Source organism: Micromonospora sp. 15K316, from assembly GCF_004348525.1.
GTDB lineage: Bacteria > Actinomycetota > Actinomycetes > Mycobacteriales > Micromonosporaceae > Micromonospora.
Genome location: NZ_SMKG01000114.1, coordinates 1 through 18,456, shown reverse-complemented (window position 1 = coordinate 18,456; position 18,456 = coordinate 1). Strand labels below are relative to the sequence as shown.

Genomic DNA, 18,456 nt, shown 5'->3' with positions numbered 1-18,456 from the left:
GGGATACTGGTCGGGTGGGGCGGAAGCGGGCCGACGGCCGGGTGATCGAGCAGGTGGCGACCGGCCGGGCCGAGCTGGTCCCGGACCGGGACCGCGCGGGCTCGTGGACGCTGCTGCTGGACGGGGCCCCGCAGTCGCACGTCGACCTGACCGACCCCACCCACCTGGAGTTCGAGTACGTCCGCCGCCTGGCCACCGCGATCGACCTGATCGCGCCCGCCGGTGCGCCGCTGCGGGTGCTCCACCTCGGCGGCGGGGCGCTCAGCGTGCCCCGGTACGTCTCCGCGACCCGCCCCGGTTCGACCCAACGGGTGGCCGAGGTGGACGGCGCCCTGGTGGAGTTGGTCCGCCGCGTGCTGCCCCTGCCGCCCGACTCCCGGCTGCGGGTGCGGGTGGCCGACGCGCGGGAGGTGCTCTCGGGCAGCCGGGACGGCAGCTACGACGTGATCGTCGCCGACGTCTTCGCCGGCGCCCGCACCCCGGCGCACCTGACGTCGGTCGAGTACGCCGCCGAGGTGGCCCGGGTGCTCGACCCGGGCGGCTGGTACCTGGCCAACCTCGCCGACGGCCCGCCGCTGCGGCACGCCCGGCGGCAGGTCGCCACGGTCCGCTCGGTGCTTCCCCACGCCGCCCTGATCGGCGACGCCGCGGTGCTGCGGGGCCGCCGGTACGGCAACCTGGTGCTGATCGCCGGGCGTACCGAGCCGCCGGTGCCGGAGCTGACCCGGCGGGCCGCCGGCGACTGGTTCCCGGGTCGCGTCGTCGCCGGTGACGACCTCGACAGGTTCGCCGGCGGGGCGGGCGTCGTGCATGACGCCGACGCCACCGACTCCACCCCGCCCCCGCCGGGTCTCTTCTCCACCGGCGGCTGACCAGCGACGTCACGGCCGGCGCGACCAGCGGGGCAATCGGTCGACCGGCGCCAGGGGGCGACCGCTCCACACCGGACGGTCGCGACGAGAAAATACTTCGCCCGTCGTTGATCCGCTCGCGTCGCCGGCCCGTATCACCGGGCGGCCCGCCTGGTGGGCCGTTGTGGTCGATGGACTCCTCGGAGGTCTGCATGCACGCGGTGGCGGCCGGTTGGCACGGCGACGCGGTCCGGACGGACTGGATGTCCGCGCGGTCCCAGCCGCGGCCGGCGAGGCGGGGGGTCGACTCCCGCCCGGCGCCTCGCCACAATGGCCCGGTGACGCCGCGACCGGCGCCCGGACGCCACCAGGCGGCGTCCACCGAGGCCGACCACTCCGACCAGCTGGTTCGCCTGCTGTACGCCGAGCACGCCGGCCCGCTGCTGGCCTTCGTCATGCGGCTCACCGGCGGCGACCGGCAGCGCGCGGAGGACATCGTCCAGGAGACCCTGCTGCGGGCCTGGCGCAACGCGCACCGGCTGGGCGCGCAGGGGCAGACCTCACTGCGGCCCTGGCTGGTCACCGTCGCCCGCCGGATCGCCATCGACGAGCACCGCAGCGTGCAGGCCCGGCCGGCGGAGACGTACGACCGGGATCTCACGGCGTTCGCCGAGTCGGACAGCACCGACCAGGTGCTGCGCACGATGACGGTGGCGGACGCGCTGCGTACGCTGAGCCAGTCGCACCGGGAGATCCTGGTCGCCACGTACTTCCGGGGGCGGACCGTGCCCGAGGCCGCCGAGGAGTTGGGGCTTCCGCTCGGCACCGCCAAGTCCCGGGTGTACTACGCGCTGCGGGCGCTGCGCACGGCTCTGCAGGAACGGGGGGTGACGGAGTGAGCCGGACGGACCACATGGACGTCGCCGCGTACGCACTCGGCGTGCTGGACGAGCAGGACACGGAGCGGTTCGAGGAGCACCTCGCCTCCTGCTGGGCGTGCGCCGCGGAGCTGGAGACCATGGTGCCCGTGGTGGGGATGCTCTCCGGCATCGACGGCGAGACGATGACCGCGCTGGAGCAGACGGCGACGGATCCACGGCTGCTGGACCGTACGCTCGGCGCCGTCCGCGCCGACCGGCGGCGGACCCGGTTCCGGCAGTTGCTCGCCACCGCGGCCGCGGTCGTGGTGCTCGGCGGCCTGACCGCGATCGGGTTCCACACCGTTCTGGAGGACGCGAGCACCCGCGACGTGGTCGCGGAGCCGACGTTCAGCGCGCCGGTCGACGGGCCGCCCGCGCCGAGGCCGACGAAGTCCGACCTGGGCATCGGCGGTCCGGAGGCGCAGGAGGAGGGCGACCGGGTGGAGGCCAGCGACCCCACCACCGGCGTGGGGGCCACGATGTTCCTCGTCGAACGGGACTACGGCACACAGGTCAACTTCAACCTGACCCGGCTGCCCGGCCCCCGCGTCTGCCGGCTGGTGGTGGTGCGGAAGAACGCCACCACCGAGGTGATTTCCACCTGGTCGGTCCCCGAATCCGGATATGGCACGAACGAGCGGGCCGAGGACTTGCGGCTCAGCGCGTCGACCGCCGCCCGACCGGGCGACATCAAGCAGATCCAGGTGCAGTCGGTGGACCCGAAGGGTGTGGCGAGTCCCCTGGTCACTGTCGAACCCTAACGTCTGCCGCGCTTCGTCGACACCGGTCTTCCAACAAAGACCGGTGTCGATCTGCTTTCCACCGTCTGATAACCGGGCAGAGGGCCCACGAATCGGCGACGAAATCGGTTCAACCAATTCCTATGAAATTGACCACTGCCAACCCTTCAACCGTGCCGGCCCGCCCTCCGTACTCAGGGGTGAACTGCCGAGAATCGAGGAGGGCACGTGGCAAAGATCAAGCGGACCGTCGTCGCCGCCGCAGGCGCGCTGGTCGCCCTGACGGCCTGTGCGCCCGCCGGCTACGAGCCGGCGAACCCGACCGCCGCCGAGCCGGTCGCCGTGGCCGCGGCCGAACCCAGCGCGTCGGCCGAGCCCGACGCCTCGGCCGAGCCCGCGGCCGACGCCCCACCGGCCGACGTGGAGCTGACCGAGAAGCTCGTCGGCAAGACGGTGCCCAAGATGGGCAAGGTCGTCACCGACGAGAAGGGCTGGGTCCTCTACCGCTTCGACAACGACAGCGCCGACCCGCCCTCGTCGAACTGCGTCGACAAGTGCGCGGAGGTGTGGCCGCCCGCGTTGACCGACGGCGATCCGCAGCTCAGCGGCGTCAAGGCGGACGACGTCGGCACCATCACCCGGCAGGACGGCACCCGGCAGCTCACCCTGGCCGGCTGGCCCGTGTACCGCTACATCGGCGACAAGAAGCCCGGCCAGTGGAAGGGCCAGGGCGTCGGCGGCACCTGGTTCGTCGTCGCCCCGGACGGCAAGAAGAACCTCAGCTGCCTGCCGAAGGGGACGCCGAAGGCGGTCGCGCCGCCCTCGGACAGCGACGGCGGTTCGGACTATGGGGACTCCGGCTACTCGTACTGACCCACGGTCGCGGTGGCCGATCGCAGCCGGGGAAGGCGCGGCCGGCCACCGGCACGCCGGGACGCCGGACACACCGGCCGGGCCGCGTGGTCCGGACCGGCCCGCGCTCTGGCACAGTGGCGGGATGACCGGGACCGAGCCGAGCGCACGCCGGGTGCTGCGCCCACCGGCGGAGTACCGGCTCGCCCGTTCGGTACGCCCGCTGACCTTCAGCCCGTACGATCCGTGCGCCCGGATCGTCGACGGCGCACTCTGGTGGGCCACCCGCACGCCGACCGGCCCGGCCACGCTCACCCTTCGTCCCGAGGCCGGTGAGCTGGTGGCCGAGGGCTACGGGCCGGGCGCCGAGTGGGTGGTGGAGCGGGCGGACGCCATCGCCGGCCTCCGCGACGAGCTGACCGGTTTCGCCGAGCTGGCGGCGACGCACCCGCTGGTGGCCCGGCTCGCCCGTGAGCACCGGGGACTGCGGATGCCGGCCACCGGGCTGGTCTTCCCTCGCGTGCTCCGGGCGGTGTTCGAGCAGAAGGTCACCGGCAAGGAGGCGTACCGCGCCTACTCCGCGACGGTCCGGCACTTCCGCGAACCCGCGCCCGGCCCGGTGCCCCTGCTGCTCCCGCCGGAGCCGGCGAGGATCGCCGCCGCCCCCTACTGGGTCTTCCACCCGTTCGGCGTCGAGCAGCGCCGGGCCGAGACGCTGCGCCGCGCCGCCGCCGTCGCGGACCGGCTGGAACGGTGCGCCGACACCGCCGAGGCCACCCGTCGGCTGACCGCCGTTCCCGGGATCGGTCCGTGGACCGCGGCCGAGGTGGTCCGGGTGGCGTTCGGCGACCCGGACGCGGTCAGCGTCGGCGACTACCACGTGCCGAACACGGTGGCCTGGGCCCTGGCGGGCGAGCCCCGAGCCGACGACGCCCGGATGCTCGCCCTGCTGGAACCGTTCCGCGGCCACCGGGGCCGGGTGTGCGTACTGCTGGAGACGGCCGGCATCCGGGCGCCGAAGTACGGTCCGCGGGCGCCCATCCGCTCGTTCGCCCGGTACTGAGCCCCCCCCGGGGGAGCCGGCGCCGGTTCGGCTCAGGCGGCCTCGCGCAGGTCGGCCAGGGTGAGGGAGGTGCGCCGGCGCAGCAACTCCTCCAGCTCGGTGATCGAGCCAACCTCGCCGAGCACGTTCTTGCCGCCGCCGAACTCCCGCGGGTAGCGGTGCACCAGCCGGTAGCGGTAGCGGCCACGGATCAGCTCGACGCTGACCCGGTACCGCCCGCAGCAGGCGCAGCTCCACTCCGGCACCTCGCGAAACTAGCTCTGACCTGCGGTTTTGCGATTCGCCCGAGGCGTGACGAGGAGGACGGCAACGGACACGACGCGCACCGCCCGGCGGTGATGTGCCTCACGGTTGTCGGTACCGTCTGGTTGACTGGTCGCCGTGGAGCTGCCCATCAACCCACCGGTCGAGCCGATGCTGGCCAAGAGCGTCCCGCGGATCCCCACCGCGCCCGGGATGACGTACGAGCCGAAGTGGGACGGCTTCCGGTGCATCGTCTTCCGCGACGGCGACGAGGTGGAGTTGGCCAGCCGGGGCGGCAAGTCGATGACCCGCTACTTCCCGGAGGTCGTCGAGCAGGCCCGGCGGCAGTTGCCGGAGCGCTGCGCCGTCGACGGCGAGCTCATCGTGATCCGCCGGGACGGCCCGGGCGGTCAGCCGAGGCTCGACTTCGAGCTGTTGGGCCAGCGCATCCACCCGGCCGCGTCCCGGGTGAAGCTGCTGGCCGAGACGACCCCCGCCGACTTCGTCGCGTTCGACCTGCTGGCGATCGGCGACGAGGCGCTGCTCGACCAGCCCTACCCGCAGCGCCGGGCCCGGCTGAAGGAGGCGCTGGCCGGCGTACGCCCACCGGTGCACGTCACGCAGGTCACCACCGATCCGGAGACGGCCCACCGCTGGTTCGACGTCTTCGAGGGCGCCGGGCTGGACGGGCTGATCGTCAAACCCGCCGACCTGCCGTACGAGCCGGGCAAGCGGCTCATGTTCAAGGTCAAACACGCCCGGACCGCCGACGTGGTGGTGGCCGGCTTCCGCTGGCACAAGTCCGGCCCGGTGGTCGGCTCGCTGCTGCTCGGCCTCTACGACGACGGGGTGCTGCACCACGTCGGGGTGAGCGCGTCGTTCAGCATGGCCCGCCGCAAGGAGCTGCTCGACGAGCTGGCCCCCTACCGGGACACCGGCGGCGAGCACCCGTGGGTGCACGGCGATCACGAGCGCGGGCAGCGTATCCCGGGCGGGGTGAGCCGGTGGACCGGCACGAAGAACCTCGAGTGGGAGCCGCTTCGGCCGGAGCTGGTGCTCGAGGTCGGCTACGACGCGATGGAGGGCGACAGGTTCCGGCACACCGCCCAGTTCGTCCGCTGGCGACCCGACCGCGATCCTCGGTCCTGCCGTTACGACCAGCTCGAGCGTCCGGTCCGGTTCGACGTCGACCAGGTGCTGCGCGGCGACCCGACGGCCACCGTGACGCCGGCCCCCGCCGGCCCGGCGTAGCCTGGCCGCGAGACGACCACGGAGGGCCCACTCGTGTCCCGCACCACCGACCGGCTCCGCCGAGTCCGCCTGATCCTCGCCGGTTTCGCCGTCGCCGCGCTGCTCACCGCCGGCTGCACGGTGCCGACGTTCGCGCCCCGCGTCGAATCCGCGGGCGAGCCCTCCGCCGCGGTCGCCCCACCGGGCACCGCGCCGACCTGGCGGGCCTGCCCCGAGGTCGCCGACGACCTGGTCGGGCGGGGCGCGCCCGACATGCGCTACGAGTGCGCACGGATCGCCGTGCCACGCAACTGGGGCACCGGTGCCGGCGCCACCGCGGGGCCGGGCACCGGGGAGACGTTCGAGATCGCCCTGCTGCGCGCCCGCTCGACCAAGCAGCGCGACCGGATCGGCTCACTGGTGATCAACCCGGGTGGCCCGGGTGGGTCCGGGGTGGACACCGCGGTCTTCCTCTCCTTCGGGCCGGCGTTCGGCGGGCTCCCCCCGGCGGTGACCGAACGCTTCGACATCGTCGGTTTCGACCCGCGCGGGGTGCAGCGCTCCAGCCCGATCGAGTGCATCTCCGACGGCGACCTCGATGCGAGCTTCGGCTACGACCCCGATCCGCGCAGCCAGGAGGCGTTCGACGGCTTCGTGGCGCTGAACCGGAAGATCGGTCAGGGCTGCGGCGCGAAGTACGGCGACCAGCTGCCGCTCTACGGCACCGAGCAGGCGGCCCGGGACATGGACGCCGTACGCGCCGCCGTCGGCGACGAGAAACTCACCTACCTCGGCTACTCGTACGGCACCCTGCTCGGCGCCACCTACGCCCAGCTCTACCCGCAACGGGTGCGGGCGCTGGTGCTCGACGGGGCGGTCGATCCGCGGCAGGGGCTGGTGGCCGGCTCGGAGAGCCAGGCGAAGGGCTTCGAGCGGGCGTTCACGAACTTCACCCGCTGGTGCGCGGCGAACGCCGGGCGCTGCCCGATCGCGCCGGACGCCCGGGCCGCCGTGACCTCGGCGATCGACAAGGCACGGGTCTCCCCGGTGCGCGGCGACGACGGGCGGGAGGCGACCGCCGGTTGGGTCTTCTACGCGATCATCTCCTCCCTCTACACGGAGCAGGGCTGGCAGGAGCTGGCCCGCGCCATCGACCGGTTGGAGGGCGGCGACCCGAAGGACGTGTTCCGCCTCGCCGACGCGTACGCCGGGCGCGGCAGCGACGGCCACTACTCGAATCTCTTCGACGCCAACCTGGCGGTCAACTGCGCCGACGAGGACGAGAAGCCGAGCCTGGCGCAGGTGCGCGAGTTGCAGTCGAAGTGGCGGGCGCAGTACCCCCTCTTCGGCCCGGCGCTGGCGGTGGGTCTGCTCGGCTGCGCCGAGTGGCCGGGCGGGCGGGACCCGTACCCGACCGGCGCGGCGACCGGCGCGCCGCCGATCGTGGTGGTGGGCACCACCGGCGACCCCGCCACCCCCTACGAGCAGACCGGGGCGCTCGCCTCGATGCTCGGGGTCGGCCGGGTGCTGACCTGGGAGGGCGAGGGGCACACCGCCTACCCGCAGACCGCCTGCATCAGCGACGCGGTGGACCGTTACCTGATCGACCTCACGGTGCCCCGCGAGGGGCTGCGCTGCCCGGCCCGCTGACCCCGCTCCCCGACACGGGAGTTCCCCCGCCGCGTCCGGTCGGCCTCGGCGGGGCAGGGTCGGCCGGCTCCGCGACGCCGGTGTCACGACGGCCGGTGGCCTCGGTGACGCCGCACCGGATGCGGGGCGGCCGGGGGCCGCGCACGCCGGATGATCAGCCGCGATCGGCTGTGAGAGGCTCGCCGCATGGCTGATGTGATCTTCCGGGAGGCGGCCCGGGCGGACCTGCCCGCCGTGGTCGCCCTGCTCGCCGACGACGTGCTCGGCCGGGCGCGTGACTTCACGGTGGTCGACGCCGTCTACGAGAAGGCGTTCGCCGAGATCACGGCCGATCCGCGCAACCAGCTGATCGTCGCCGAGGCCGACGGCGAGCTGGTCGGCTGCTTCCAGGTCACCTACATCCCCGGCCTGGGGCGGCACGGCACCGAGCGGGCGCTGATCGAGGCGGTCCGGGTCCGGTCGGACCGGCGTGGCCGGGGGCTGGGCCGGCAGATGATGACCTGGGCGATCGACCGGGCACGCGAGCGCGGGTGCGGCCTGGTGCAGCTCACCACCGACAAGTCCCGCCACGACGCGCACCGCTTCTACCAGGCCCTCGGCTTCATGGCGAGCCACGAGGGCATGAAGCTCCCCCTCTGACAGTGACGATGCGGGAGCGGGTCACCCGGCCGGTCTGACTCACCCTCTGACAGTCCGCCGCGGTACGCGAGGAACCGCCGGCCCACCACCCGGGACGACGGCACGGTCGTGGCAGCTGACCTCCGCGGAAGCCGGCCACCACGACCGCGTCGTCGCCAGGGGCGGGCGGCGGTCAGGCGTCGACGAGGCGGCCGTCGCGGAGGGTCAGCGCACGGTCCGCCAGCTCGATCAGGTTCGGATCGTGGGTGGCGACCAGGATGGTGGTGCCGCGCGCCTGCACCACCGCGCGGAGCAGGTCCATGATCGACCGTCCGGTCTCCGAGTCGAGCTGGCCGGTCGGCTCGTCGGCGATCAGCAGGTCGGGTTCGTTGGCGAGGGCGCGGGCCACCGCCACCCGCTGCTGCTGGCCGCCGGAGAGCTCGTACGGGCGCTGCGCCGCGTGCCCACCGAGCCCGACCAGTTCGAGCAGCATGGCGACGCGCTCCTCCCGCTCGGCGGCCGGCACCTTGGCCAGCCGCAGCGGCACGCCGACGTTCTCGGCGGCCGAGAGGATCGGCACCAGACCGAACGTCTGGAAGATGAAGCCGACGGTGCCGCGCCGCAGCCGGAGCAGCTCCTTCTCCCCCGCGGCCGTCACGTCGTGCCCGGCCACCACCACCCGGCCCTGGTCCGGCCGGTCCAGGCCACCGATCAGGTTGAGCAGCGTGGTCTTGCCGGCGCCGGAGCGACCTCGGACGGCGAGCAGCTCGCCGCGCACCGCCGTGAACGACACGTCGCGGACCGCGTGCACGGCGTGCTCGCCGCGGCCGAAGGTCCGGCTGACGCCCTCGACCCGGACCACCTCCTCGACGGCCCGGGTGGCGGTCGTGGCGACCAGTCCACTCACCGCCGTGCCGTCCCGGCCGCCCGCCGAGCCGCCGACCTGACCGGCCGTCCCGTCCCACCCGTTCATTCCGCCGCCTTCCCCTCGGTGCGGGGCTGGTCGCCCGGCCGCACCTCCACGTGATCCGGCTCCAGGTTGAGCCGGACCCGGTCCCGCAACTCCAGCGCCTCCACGAACCCGGCCGGCAGCTGCATCCGGCCGGTCCGGTCGAGCACCGCGTACTCCTCACTCACCAGCTCGGTGCTGCCGTCCGCACCGACGCGGGCGGTCCGGCGTACCTCCGAGGCCGTCCGGCCGTCGCGGATCGCGACGGTCCGCCGGACCTGGGTGGCGACCGCCTGGTCGTGGGTGACCACGACGACGGTGACGCCCAGCTCGGCGTTGATGGTGCGCAGCGCCGCGAAGACCTCCGCGCCGGTGGCCTCGTCCAGCTCGCCGGTCGGCTCGTCGGCGAAGAGCACCTCCGGGTCGTTCGCCACCGCCACCGCCACCGCGCAGCGCTGCTGCTCGCCGCCGCTGAGCTGGCCCGGCCGCCGATCCGCGCAGTAGCCGACGCCCACCATCTCCAGCAGCTCCCGGGCCCGCTCACGTCGCGCCCGACCGCCACGCCGGCCGGCCAGCTGCATCGGCAGCTCCACGTTCTCCAGCGCGGTCAGGTACGGCAGCAGATTGCGTCCGGTCTGCTGCCAGACGAAACCGACGGTCTTGCGGCGGTAGCTCAGCCGCCGCTTCGTCGAGAGGTTGAGCAGGTCGTACCCGGCGACCCGGGCGATGCCGGCGGTCGGGGTGTCCAGCCCGGAGAGGATGTTGAGCAGGGTGGACTTGCCGGAGCCGGAGGCGCCCACGATCGCCACCAGCTCACCCCGGTCGATGACCAGGTCGAGGCCCTGGAGGGCGACCACCTCCACCCCCTCGGTCTTGAAGATGCGGACCAGCCCGTCGCAGACGATGTGTCCACGCAGCCGGTCCCGGCCGCCGGCCCGCTCGGCCGCGCGCTGCGCGGCCCGCTTCTGAAGGTCGGCCAGGTCCGGCACGACCGGTGTCGCCGCGGTAGCGGTCATCTCAGCTCTCCTCTCCGAGCCGGAGCACCTCACCGAGGCGCAGCCGGCGGTTGTTCAGGGCCTCTATGGCGACCGCGAAGCCCAGGGCGAGCGCCCCGAGCGCGACGACCGCGGCCACCAGGCCCGGTTCGAACGCCACCTGGACCGGCACGCCGCTGGTGAAGGCGGACAGGCCGAGCAGCGGCGTGAGCAGCAGCGGCAGCAGCGCACCCACGAAAGCGCCGGTGAACACCGCGACACCGACCAGCGGGGCCAGCTCGACCAGGAGCAGGCCCCGCCACTGCCGGCGGGACAGGCCGAGCGTCCGCAGCCGCGACAGCACCTGGCCGCGGGAGCGCGCCCCGGCGAGCACGCTGAACGCGATCGCGAGCAGGCCCAGCACCGTGCCACCGGTCGCCCCGGAGACGAAGCCGAACGCCAGCAGCCCGTTGGCGCCGCCCTCGCCCACCACCCGGCGGGCCCCCGCCCAGGTCCGCACCTCCACGCCGAGCGGTCGCTCGCCGCCGGACACGACGCCGCCGCTCTGGTAGCGCTGCTGTCCCTCGTCACCGACCTGGCGTAGCGCCTCGGCGTCCAGGTCCTCGCCGGCGACGACGAACCCGGTCGGCACCGCGACGGTGGGCCGCTGCGGCAACGCCTGCAACGGCAGCACGACGAAGCGCTCGGCACCCGGCGTCACCAGCGGGAAGTTCGCCACCGTGGCGGCGACCCGGAACTCGTACCGCTGGCCCTGCACGCGGATGAACGCCGAACCGTCCAGGCCCGCACGGGCGAGATCGGTCGCGACCGCCGGCGAGACCAGCGCGGGCAGCGGACCCGGGCTCGCCCCGGCGCGCAGCGCCGGCGGTACGGAGATGTCCCGTCCGGCTTCCCGGCCGACCCGGGCGAGGGCCGGACCGTCGACCAGCAGGACGTCCACCTGGCTGATGCCGGCGTCGAGGCCGGCGGCGTTGCGTGCCGGCCGACCCGAATCGTCGAGCAGCGCGGCCACCGCCCGCACGTCGGGCAACCCGCTCAGGGCGTCGGCCGTGTCGGGGGCCAGCCGATCCCCGCTGACCAGGGCGTCGCCGGGCACCCGCTCGGCCGCCGCCCGGTCCCGGCTGGCCTCGATCCCGGAGGAGACGACCGCGCAGAACCCCGCGGTGGCGATCGCCAGCACCACGACGACCAGCGGCGCGGCCACCACGGAGCGGCCGGCGCGGGCGGTGCCGAGGAAGGCGACGCTGCCCCGGGCCCGCGCCGCGAGCCGGCCGACCAGCCGGAGCGGCCACGGGTACGCGCGCAGCACCAACACCGCCACCGCCATCGCGAGCAGGACCGGCACCGCCACCAGTAGCGGGTCCACCTCACCCAGGGTCAGGCCACGCCGGCGCAGCAGCACCACCGCGAGCGCGGCCAGCACCAGCAGCGACCCCTCCAGGGTGAGCCGCCGCGCGGACGGGCGCAGCCGGACCAGGTCGCCGCGACCGGCGTCGCCCGGGGTGGCGAGCGCGGCCACGGGCAGGGCCAGGGCGACCAGCGCGGTCGCCACCACGGCGTACGGGCCGGTGGGGTCGGGGGCGCCGGGCACGAGCGTCCCCAGCAACCAACCGACGGCCGCGGCCGGGACGGTCACCAGCAGCGATTCGGCGAGAGTCCGGCGGGCCACCGTGGTCGAACCGCCGCCGCGCGCCCGCACCAGGGCGAACTCGGCCCGGCGGCGGCGCGCCGCCAGCCCGGCGGCGAGGATCACCAGACCGGCCAGCGTGGCGAGCACGCCGGCCGCGATCACCGCGAGCAGCGTACGGGCCGAGGCGAGCGAGTCGCGGAACTGCCGCAGCGGCACGTCCACCCCCTGCACGACCTTCATACCGGCCGGCAGTGTTCGCTCCAGGCGCTGAAGCTCGTCGATCGTCGCGTCCAGCCGTTTGGCGTCGACCGCGTCGCCGCTGATCCGGTACCGCCAGTTGTACCCGAGCGGCCAGCCGTCGGCCGCCCGGTGGTCCAAACCGCTGATCGTGGTCAGACCGACGGCGATGAACGGCTCTCCGTCCCTGCGTGGCTCGGCCGCCCGCAGCAGCTGCGGCAGGCTGTCCCAGGCCCCGCCGGCCGGGTCGTTCGGGGTGAAGATCCCCACCACGACCACCGGGGCGGTGGGCAGTCCGCTGCCCAGCAGGGCGAGCCGCAGCTCACTGCCGACCCGCAGGTCCAGCTTCCGGGCCGTGTCCGCGCTGAGCGCGATCTGCGTCGGCTCGTCGCGCGGTACGTCGTCCGCCGGCCAGCGCCCGTCGACCAGCGTGGCCGCCTCCGGCACTGCGGGCATGGCCCGCAGGGCGAGGTCGACCAGGAGGTTGTTCCGCTTCAGGTCCGGCCCGGTCAACCGGCCGGTCGGGCTCTCGGCGACGTACCAGCGCTCCCCCACCGCGTCCCGGATCTCGGCTGGCATGGCCGCCTGGAGGGCGTCCAACCTGCCCTGCCCGGCGCGTGCGCTGGACGGGATCGAGCCCTCCCCGGACTGCCCGATCGTGTACGTGATGTCGCGCTGAGCCGGCAACTGCTGGGCCATGTGCTCCCGCAGCCCCTGCTCGGTGAGCCGGTTGGCGACCCGGGGCACACCGCTGATCAGCAGCGTGATGACAAGTGTCAGGACTCCGAGGAGCAGGAACTGCCCCCCGTACGCCCGGATCCGGCGGACGACCGCGCCGATGCTCACCGTTCTCCCCCGATCCGCAGCTGTGCCACCGCGACCCGCTGCCGGATGCCGACGGCGATGAAGGTGCTCGCGGCGAGCGCCGCCAGCAGCAGACCGACCGCGGTCAGCCCGATCGGCGCCCACGGCAGCGTGAAGACCGCCTCGGGCACCGGACGGCCGGCGGCCGGCGTGAGGATGACCAGGGGCGCCATGGTGGCGCCGACCGCCGCGCCGAGCAGCAGCCCGACTCCGACGCCGATACCGGCCAGGAAGGTCTGTTCGGCCAGCAGCGCCCGGGCCAACAGCCGCGGGGTCGCACCGAGCGTGTTCAGCACCGTGTACTCGGGCAGCCGGCGCCGGGCGGTGGCCCAGACGTCGACCAGGAGACCGACCAGGGCGAGCAGCACCGAGCCCAGCGCGGCGGCGACCAGGCCGACGTGGGCGCCCCGCCAGTACGGGTCCCTCTCCGCCGCCTCCGTCACCTGCCGGCGGTCGAGGACGGTGACCCCGGGAAGCCCGGCGGCGGCCTGAGCCGTGGTGGCCTCCTCGCCGGCGGTCGAGCCGACCCACCACTCCATCGTCGGCCGGACCGTTCCGCTGTCCCGGATCAGCCAGTCGACCGCCGCCGGGAGGTCCAGCAGCACCCCGTCACCGGTCGCGCCGGGGAGCGCGTCCACCTCGCCGATGACCTTCACCGGGAGCGTGGCGCCGGAGAGCGCCAGGTCCACCGTGTCGCCGATGTGCACACTCAGCTCCTCCCGCACCCGCGGGGTCATGACGGCCGGTACCGGCGTCTGCTCGCCGTCCGGCACCACGACGAACCGCGACGAGGACTGGAAGGCGAACTGGCCGCCCGGGATGACGATCGCCGACCGGTCGGCGGAGACGCCGGTGCCCGTCGCGTCGGCCCGTTGCGGCAGGTCACTCTCGGGGACGCGGAGCATCCAGGTGTTACCCAGGCCGGCCGGCCGCACCGCCCCGTCCGCACCGGTCAGCCGCAGGTCGGTGATCCGCAGCCGGTAGAGGGTTCCGGCCGTCTCGCCGCCGTCGGCCTCGAAGCCGGCCAGCCGCAGCGGTACGTCGCCGACGTCCGGCAGGTCGACGTCGAACCGGACGGCTCGGCCGTCGCTGCCGGCGGTCGCCGCCGGCAGCCGCCAGGCGTGCCCGTTCGCGCTGGTCACCAGCAGCGACACGGCGACCTGGACGGCGTGGTCCGCGCGTTCGACGGGGGTGCGGACGACACCGGTGATCTTCTTGGTGCCGGCCGGCAGGTCGAACCCGGCGGCGGCGCCGCGCGTCTCGACCATGCGTTGGTACAGCCGTGACACCGGTTCGTCGACCAGCCGGTCGTTGAACCGCACCGTGCCGGCCGCGGCGGCCGTGTCGAGGCTGAGCACGGTGACCGGGAGGTTGCCCCGGCCGATCCGCACCTCGTCGCGCCAGGCCGGCAGCGCCTGGTCGACACCGGGAAGCGCCGCGAGCTGACCGGCCCGGTCGGCCGGGGCGACACCGTTGCGCTCGGTCAGCCGCAGGTCGGCGCCGACCGTGTGGTCGGCCTGGTCGACCTGGGAGCGCTCGCCGGTGGCCACCAGTGACCAGGCGAGGGTGCTGCCGCCGACGGCGAGCGCGAGCAGCAGCACCGGGCCGGCGTGCGGACGCCGGCCGGCCTGCCACATGCCGAACATGGTGGCCGTCCACGGCCGCCGGTCCACGAACCGTTCGGCGAACCGGGTGAACGGCGGCAGCAGCCGCAGCGCCACGACCGCTCCGGCGAGCACACCCAGCGTCGGCGCGGCGACCAGCAGCGGGTCGACGCCGAGCCGGCCGCCGGCGCCGGCCAGCGGCGAGGCGTACTGGTGCAGCTGCACCCAGGCGAGCACGGCGAGGCCGACCAGCACCAGGTCGAGGCTGGCGCGCTGAACCGCGACCCCCCGCCGTGGCCGCGAGCGGGCGGCCATGTCGGCCACGTACGTACCGGCGCCGCGCAGCGTGGGTGCGACCATCGCCACCAGACAGCCGGCGGCGGTCGCCGCGGCGGCCGCCCAGAGCAGGGCGCTGGTGCCGGCGGCGGGTCCGGTGGTGCCCTCCGGGCGCAGGTGGCGCAGCGCCTCCGCGGCGGCGAGCGGGCCGAGCAGGGCGGCCGGGGCGACCACCAGGGTCGCCTCCCGGGCGGCGAGGCCGGCGAGTTGCCGGCGGGCGGCGCCTCGGGCGCGCAGCAGCGCGTTCTGCCCGCGGCGGTCCTCGTGCAGCAGCGCGGCGACCAGGACCAGCGCGTACCCGCCGAGCACCAGGATCAGCAGCAACGGGGTGGTGAGCGCGGAGCGGCCCACCAGATCGGCCCGGCTCATCCGGTCCAGCAGTTGGTCGATCCGGGTCACGATCTGCGCGGACGCGCCGAGGTTCGCGGTGGCCGGCAGGTCGGCGCCGACGGCGACGGTGGCCTGGCGGACCGCGTCCACCCGGGCCGGCTCGACGGTCGTGAGGTCCGGCTCGACCACCCAGGAGGCGGAGACGGAGCCCGGGAAGGTCGCGACGAAGTCCGCGGGGTCGAGCACGAAGGGGCCGTACGACGTGCCCGAGGTGGCCGCCGCGTCGCCGCTGCCCACGCCGACGCCGGGCGCGAGCCGCCAGTACGGGTCTGTCGGGTCGTGGGGCCGCCAGGTGCCGGCGAGCACCACCGGCTCGTTCCGTTCCGTGCGTCGGTCGCGCAGCGGCACCTGCTCGCCCGGTTCGAGCCCGAGGGCCGCGGCGACCTTCTCCGGCAGCGTCACCTGCGCCGGCCGCGCGCCCGCCACCGGCCACGCCCCCGCGGTCAGGTCGGCGTTCCCGGCCAGGCCCTCCAGGGTCACCAGGTTGGCGAAGACCGCCTCGCCGCCGGGGCGGACGGCCGGGCCGAGGTCGCCGGTCAGCTCCCGGCCGGTGCCGTACCGGGCGGCGACGACGGTGGTCCGGGCGCCTCCGAGGCCGTGGGCGAACTCGTCCCGGACGGCCCGGTCGCGGGTCGCGAACTCGTCGGCGTCGGCCCCGGCCGCGCCGCTGACCAGGAGGCTCCGCTCCTCGGCCGGGGCGGCCGCCACCAGCGCGCGCTGACCCGCGTCCACCGCCCGGCGGTTGTACTCGGAGAGGCCGGTCACCAGCGCCACCGCGACCAGCGCGGCGATCACGGCGGCCGCCAGCAGCCCTCGTGCCTCGCGGGCCCGCCTCCACACCAACTTCATCCGATGCCCTCCCCTGGCCCAGCGGGCCGAATCGACAAGGGAGAGCGGTCACGGCACGGAAAAGGTTCCGCCCGTTACATGATCGTTACCCTCAGCACCTTCCCGGTGCGGTCAGCGGGGGCGGTCGCGGTCGCGCGAGGGCTGCACCCGTTTCGGCTCGCCCGGCATCTTCGGGTGGTCCGGCGGGTAGGGGAGGTCACCCTGACCCGCCGCCGCGTCGCGGTCGGCCCATTCGAGCAGCGGGGTGATGTCCCACGGGTCGTCGTCGATGCCGGCGTGCGGATCGCCCTGCTCGGCGAGCCGGGCCGGGACACTCGCCAGGTCGAAGTCGTCCGGGTCGACGTCGGGCAGCTCCGCCCAGGTGACCGGCGTGGAGACGGTGGCGCGGGCGTTGGCCCGCAGCGAGTACGCGCAGGCGATGGTGCGGTCGCGGGCCATCTGGTTGTAGTCGACGAAGACGCGGCTGCCGCGCTCCTCCTTCCACCAGGCGGTGGTGACCAGCTCGGGACGGCGCCGCTCCAGCTCCCGGGCCAGCGCGATGGTGGCCCGGCGCACCTCGACGAACGTCCAGCGGGGCTGGATGCGCAGGTAGACGTGCACACCCCGGCCACCGGAGGTCTTCGGCCAGCCGGGGACGCCCAGCTCGTCGAGGACGGCGCGCAGCTCACCGGCGGCCTGGGCCGCGTCGGTGAAGTCGGTGCCCGGCTGCGGGTCGAGGTCGACGCGGAGCTCGTCCGGGTGGTCGGGGGCGGCGGCGCGCACCGGCCACGGGTGGAACACCACGGTGCCCATCTGCGCGGCCCACGCCACGTGCGCGAGGTCGGCGGGGCAGAGCTCGGCGGCCGTTCGCCCGCTCGGGAAGGTGATCTCGGCGGTCTCCACCCACGGCGGGACGCCCCGGGCCGGTATCCGCTTCTGGAAGAACATCTCCCCCTCGACACCCTCGGGGAAGCGCTGCAGCGTCGTGGGCCGGTCGCGCAGGGCCCGCAGGATGCCGTCGCCCACGGACAGGTAGTAGTGGAAGACGTCGGCCTTGGTGAAGCCCCGCTGCGGGAAGATCACCCGGTCGGGGCTGCTGAGGCGTACGGTGTGCCCGGCCACCTCGACCTCGGTGACCGCTGCCTTCCTGGTGCCACCCATCAGGCGACCATATGCGAAGCCTCCGACATCCGGCGTACGGTTGTCGGGTGAGTCTGGAAGACACCGAACTGCCCCGCACCGAGGACGAGTGGCGGGTCCGGCTGACCCCGGAGGAGTTCCGGGTGCTGCGGGAGGCCGGCACCGAGCGCGCGTTCACCGGCGAGTACGTCGACACCAAGACCCCCGGGGTCTACCACTGCCGGGCCTGCGGGCTGGAGCTCTTCTCCAGCGACACGAAGTTCGACTCGCACTGCGGGTGGCCCAGCTTCGACGACGCGATCCCCGGTCGGGTGAAGGAGATCGAGGACCGCAGCCTCGGCATGTCGCGGACGGAGATCCGCTGCGCCCGCTGCGACAGCCACCTCGGGCACGTGTTCCGGGGCGAGGGCTTCACCGCGAAGGACACCCGGCACTGCGTCAACTCGCTCTCCATCCGCCTCGAACCCCGCTGACCCGGCCCCGCTCCCCCGGTTTCAGCCGACGCCGGCCGGCGTACCCGTGAGGAGCCGCACCTCGGCGGTGCGCGACTGCTCGATCCGTCGGGCGAGGTCGCGTACCCGCTCGTCGGTGCCGGCGGCAAGCTGGGCGCGGGCCAGATCGGCCGCTGAGCGCTGATGCTCGGCGAGCACCTCGCGCAGCACGGTGTCGACCTCACCGGCGGTGGCGTTCCGCAGCCGGGCCAGTTCCGTGGCGGAGACGCCGTGCCCCGAATGGTCGTGCCGAGACCGGTCCGATACGGGGTCGGCGGCGGCCAGCCAGGCGCGCATGGTGGCCAGCTCGTCGGTCTCGGTCGCGGCGATCGCGGCGACCAGCGTCCGCAGCTCCTGATCGGCGATCCGGCCCCGGGTCGACCGGACGATCTCGAGGGTCTGTTCGGTGTGCGCGGCCATCATGTTCAGGAAGATCAGGTCGATCCCGCTCGGCGACGGCAGGGCGGCGGTGGCCGGCCCGGTGGTCACCGCCGGGGCGGGGGTCCCGGCCGGGGTCGGGCCGGCCGCACAGCCGGCGGCCAGCAGCACGGCGACGAGCGGGACCGCCACGGTCAGGCGGCTCATGTCGATCTCCCACGTCCGTCCGGCGGGGGTGGGGGCGCGGCGCGGTGCGGGGACACCGGCCGCGCCCGTACGGTCAGATCTGGCTCCACAGCGCGGGCACGTTCGGCGGTTCCCAGCCGGCGATGGCGGTGTGCGCCTGCCGGCAGCGGTAGGTCGATCCGCCGTAGGTGACCTGGTCGTCGGCCTGGTAGGCCCGGCCCGCGGTCCAGCTGCCACCCGAGGCGGGCGGCGGGGTGGGCG

At 74.7% G+C, this 18,456-nt stretch carries 17 protein-coding genes; 9 read left to right on the top strand and 8 right to left on the bottom strand.

The window, feature by feature from the left end; all coding sequences use genetic code 11:
* Window positions 1-14: 14 nt before the first annotated feature.
* The 5 genes from E1211_RS20500 (at window position 15) to E1211_RS20480 (ending at window position 4,426) form a co-directional block, all read left to right on the top strand.
* Window positions 15-872 (top strand): spermidine synthase, encoded by an 858-nt coding sequence (locus E1211_RS20500; RefSeq protein ID WP_132350624.1) that lies wholly within the window; start codon window positions 15-17, stop codon window positions 870-872.
* Window positions 873-1,063: 191 nt separating this feature from the next.
* Window positions 1,064-1,750, top strand: a complete 687-nt coding sequence (locus E1211_RS20495; protein ID WP_132350626.1) for a sigma-70 family RNA polymerase sigma factor — start codon at window positions 1,064-1,066, stop codon at window positions 1,748-1,750.
* A complete protein-coding gene (locus tag E1211_RS20490; protein ID WP_132350623.1) occupies window positions 1,747-2,532 on the top strand; it encodes an anti-sigma factor in 786 nt (261 codons plus the stop codon). Before E1211_RS20495 ends, E1211_RS20490 begins: the two co-directional genes overlap by 4 nt.
* A 207-nt stretch (window positions 2,533-2,739) precedes the next feature.
* Window positions 2,740-3,384 (top strand): hypothetical protein, encoded by a 645-nt coding sequence (locus tag E1211_RS20485; protein ID WP_132350622.1) that lies wholly within the window; start codon window positions 2,740-2,742, stop codon window positions 3,382-3,384.
* Window positions 3,385-3,508: 124 nt separating this feature from the next.
* Entirely contained in the window at window positions 3,509-4,426 is a 918-nt protein-coding gene (locus E1211_RS20480) for a DNA-3-methyladenine glycosylase (RefSeq protein WP_132350621.1), read from the top strand.
* Between the two features lie 32 nt (window positions 4,427-4,458).
* Here E1211_RS20480 and E1211_RS20475 read toward each other — a convergent pair whose 3' ends face one another.
* Complete coding sequence (locus E1211_RS20475; RefSeq protein ID WP_132350620.1) at window positions 4,459-4,671, bottom strand: hypothetical protein; 213 nt, start codon at window positions 4,669-4,671, stop codon at window positions 4,459-4,461.
* Window positions 4,672-4,807: 136 nt separating this feature from the next.
* On the opposite strand from E1211_RS20475, the gene E1211_RS20470 reads away from it, so the two are divergent.
* The 3 genes from E1211_RS20470 (at window position 4,808) to E1211_RS20460 (ending at window position 8,188) form a co-directional block, all read left to right on the top strand.
* Complete coding sequence (locus tag E1211_RS20470) at window positions 4,808-5,920, top strand: ATP-dependent DNA ligase (protein ID WP_132350619.1); 1,113 nt, start codon at window positions 4,808-4,810, stop codon at window positions 5,918-5,920.
* Window positions 5,921-5,953: 33 nt separating this feature from the next.
* Window positions 5,954-7,549, top strand: a complete 1,596-nt coding sequence (locus E1211_RS20465; RefSeq protein ID WP_132350618.1) for an alpha/beta hydrolase — start codon at window positions 5,954-5,956, stop codon at window positions 7,547-7,549.
* Window positions 7,550-7,735: 186 nt separating this feature from the next.
* A complete protein-coding gene (locus E1211_RS20460; protein ID WP_132350617.1) occupies window positions 7,736-8,188 on the top strand; it encodes a GNAT family N-acetyltransferase in 453 nt (150 codons plus the stop codon).
* Window positions 8,189-8,360: 172 nt separating this feature from the next.
* On the opposite strand, the gene E1211_RS20455 is transcribed toward E1211_RS20460, so the two are convergent.
* From E1211_RS20455 to ligD, 5 genes are all read right to left on the bottom strand, one after another.
* Window positions 8,361-9,140 carry an ABC transporter ATP-binding protein gene (locus tag E1211_RS20455; protein WP_243709619.1) on the bottom strand — a complete coding sequence of 260 codons (780 nt, stop codon included), beginning with the start codon at window positions 9,138-9,140 and terminating at the stop codon, window positions 8,361-8,363.
* The gene (locus E1211_RS20450) at window positions 9,137-10,132 is read right to left on the bottom strand and encodes an ABC transporter ATP-binding protein (RefSeq protein ID WP_132350616.1); all 996 of its coding nucleotides are present in this window, start codon (window positions 10,130-10,132) and stop codon (window positions 9,137-9,139) included. The genes E1211_RS20455 and E1211_RS20450 overlap by 4 nt, the downstream gene beginning before the upstream one ends.
* Window position 10,133: 1 nt before the next feature.
* Window positions 10,134-12,824 carry an FtsX-like permease family protein gene (locus tag E1211_RS20445; RefSeq protein WP_132350615.1) on the bottom strand — a complete coding sequence of 897 codons (2,691 nt, stop codon included), beginning with the start codon at window positions 12,822-12,824 and terminating at the stop codon, window positions 10,134-10,136.
* Window positions 12,821-16,021: an FtsX-like permease family protein gene (locus E1211_RS20440; protein ID WP_132350614.1), complete on the bottom strand. Its 3,201-nt coding sequence runs from the start codon at window positions 16,019-16,021 to the stop codon at window positions 12,821-12,823. The genes E1211_RS20445 and E1211_RS20440 overlap by 4 nt, the downstream gene beginning before the upstream one ends.
* A gap of 111 nt (window positions 16,022-16,132) precedes the next feature.
* The gene (ligD, locus tag E1211_RS20435; protein ID WP_132350613.1) at window positions 16,133-17,161 is read right to left on the bottom strand and encodes a non-homologous end-joining DNA ligase; all 1,029 of its coding nucleotides are present in this window, start codon (window positions 17,159-17,161) and stop codon (window positions 16,133-16,135) included.
* 47 nt (window positions 17,162-17,208) lie between these two features.
* Between ligD and msrB the strand changes: the two genes are divergently transcribed.
* Window positions 17,209-17,613 (top strand): peptide-methionine (R)-S-oxide reductase MsrB, encoded by a 405-nt coding sequence (gene msrB / locus E1211_RS20430; RefSeq protein WP_132350612.1) that lies wholly within the window; start codon window positions 17,209-17,211, stop codon window positions 17,611-17,613.
* A 21-nt stretch (window positions 17,614-17,634) separates the two neighbouring features.
* Here msrB and E1211_RS20425 read toward each other — a convergent pair whose 3' ends face one another.
* Together E1211_RS20425 and E1211_RS33480 are read right to left on the bottom strand one after the other, a co-directional pair.
* Window positions 17,635-18,216 (bottom strand): DUF305 domain-containing protein, encoded by a 582-nt coding sequence (locus E1211_RS20425; protein ID WP_132350611.1) that lies wholly within the window; start codon window positions 18,214-18,216, stop codon window positions 17,635-17,637.
* 73 nt (window positions 18,217-18,289) lie between these two features.
* Window positions 18,290-18,456: carbohydrate-binding protein (locus tag E1211_RS33480; RefSeq protein WP_371686178.1), on the bottom strand; the 167-nt coding region annotated here is incomplete at its 5' end.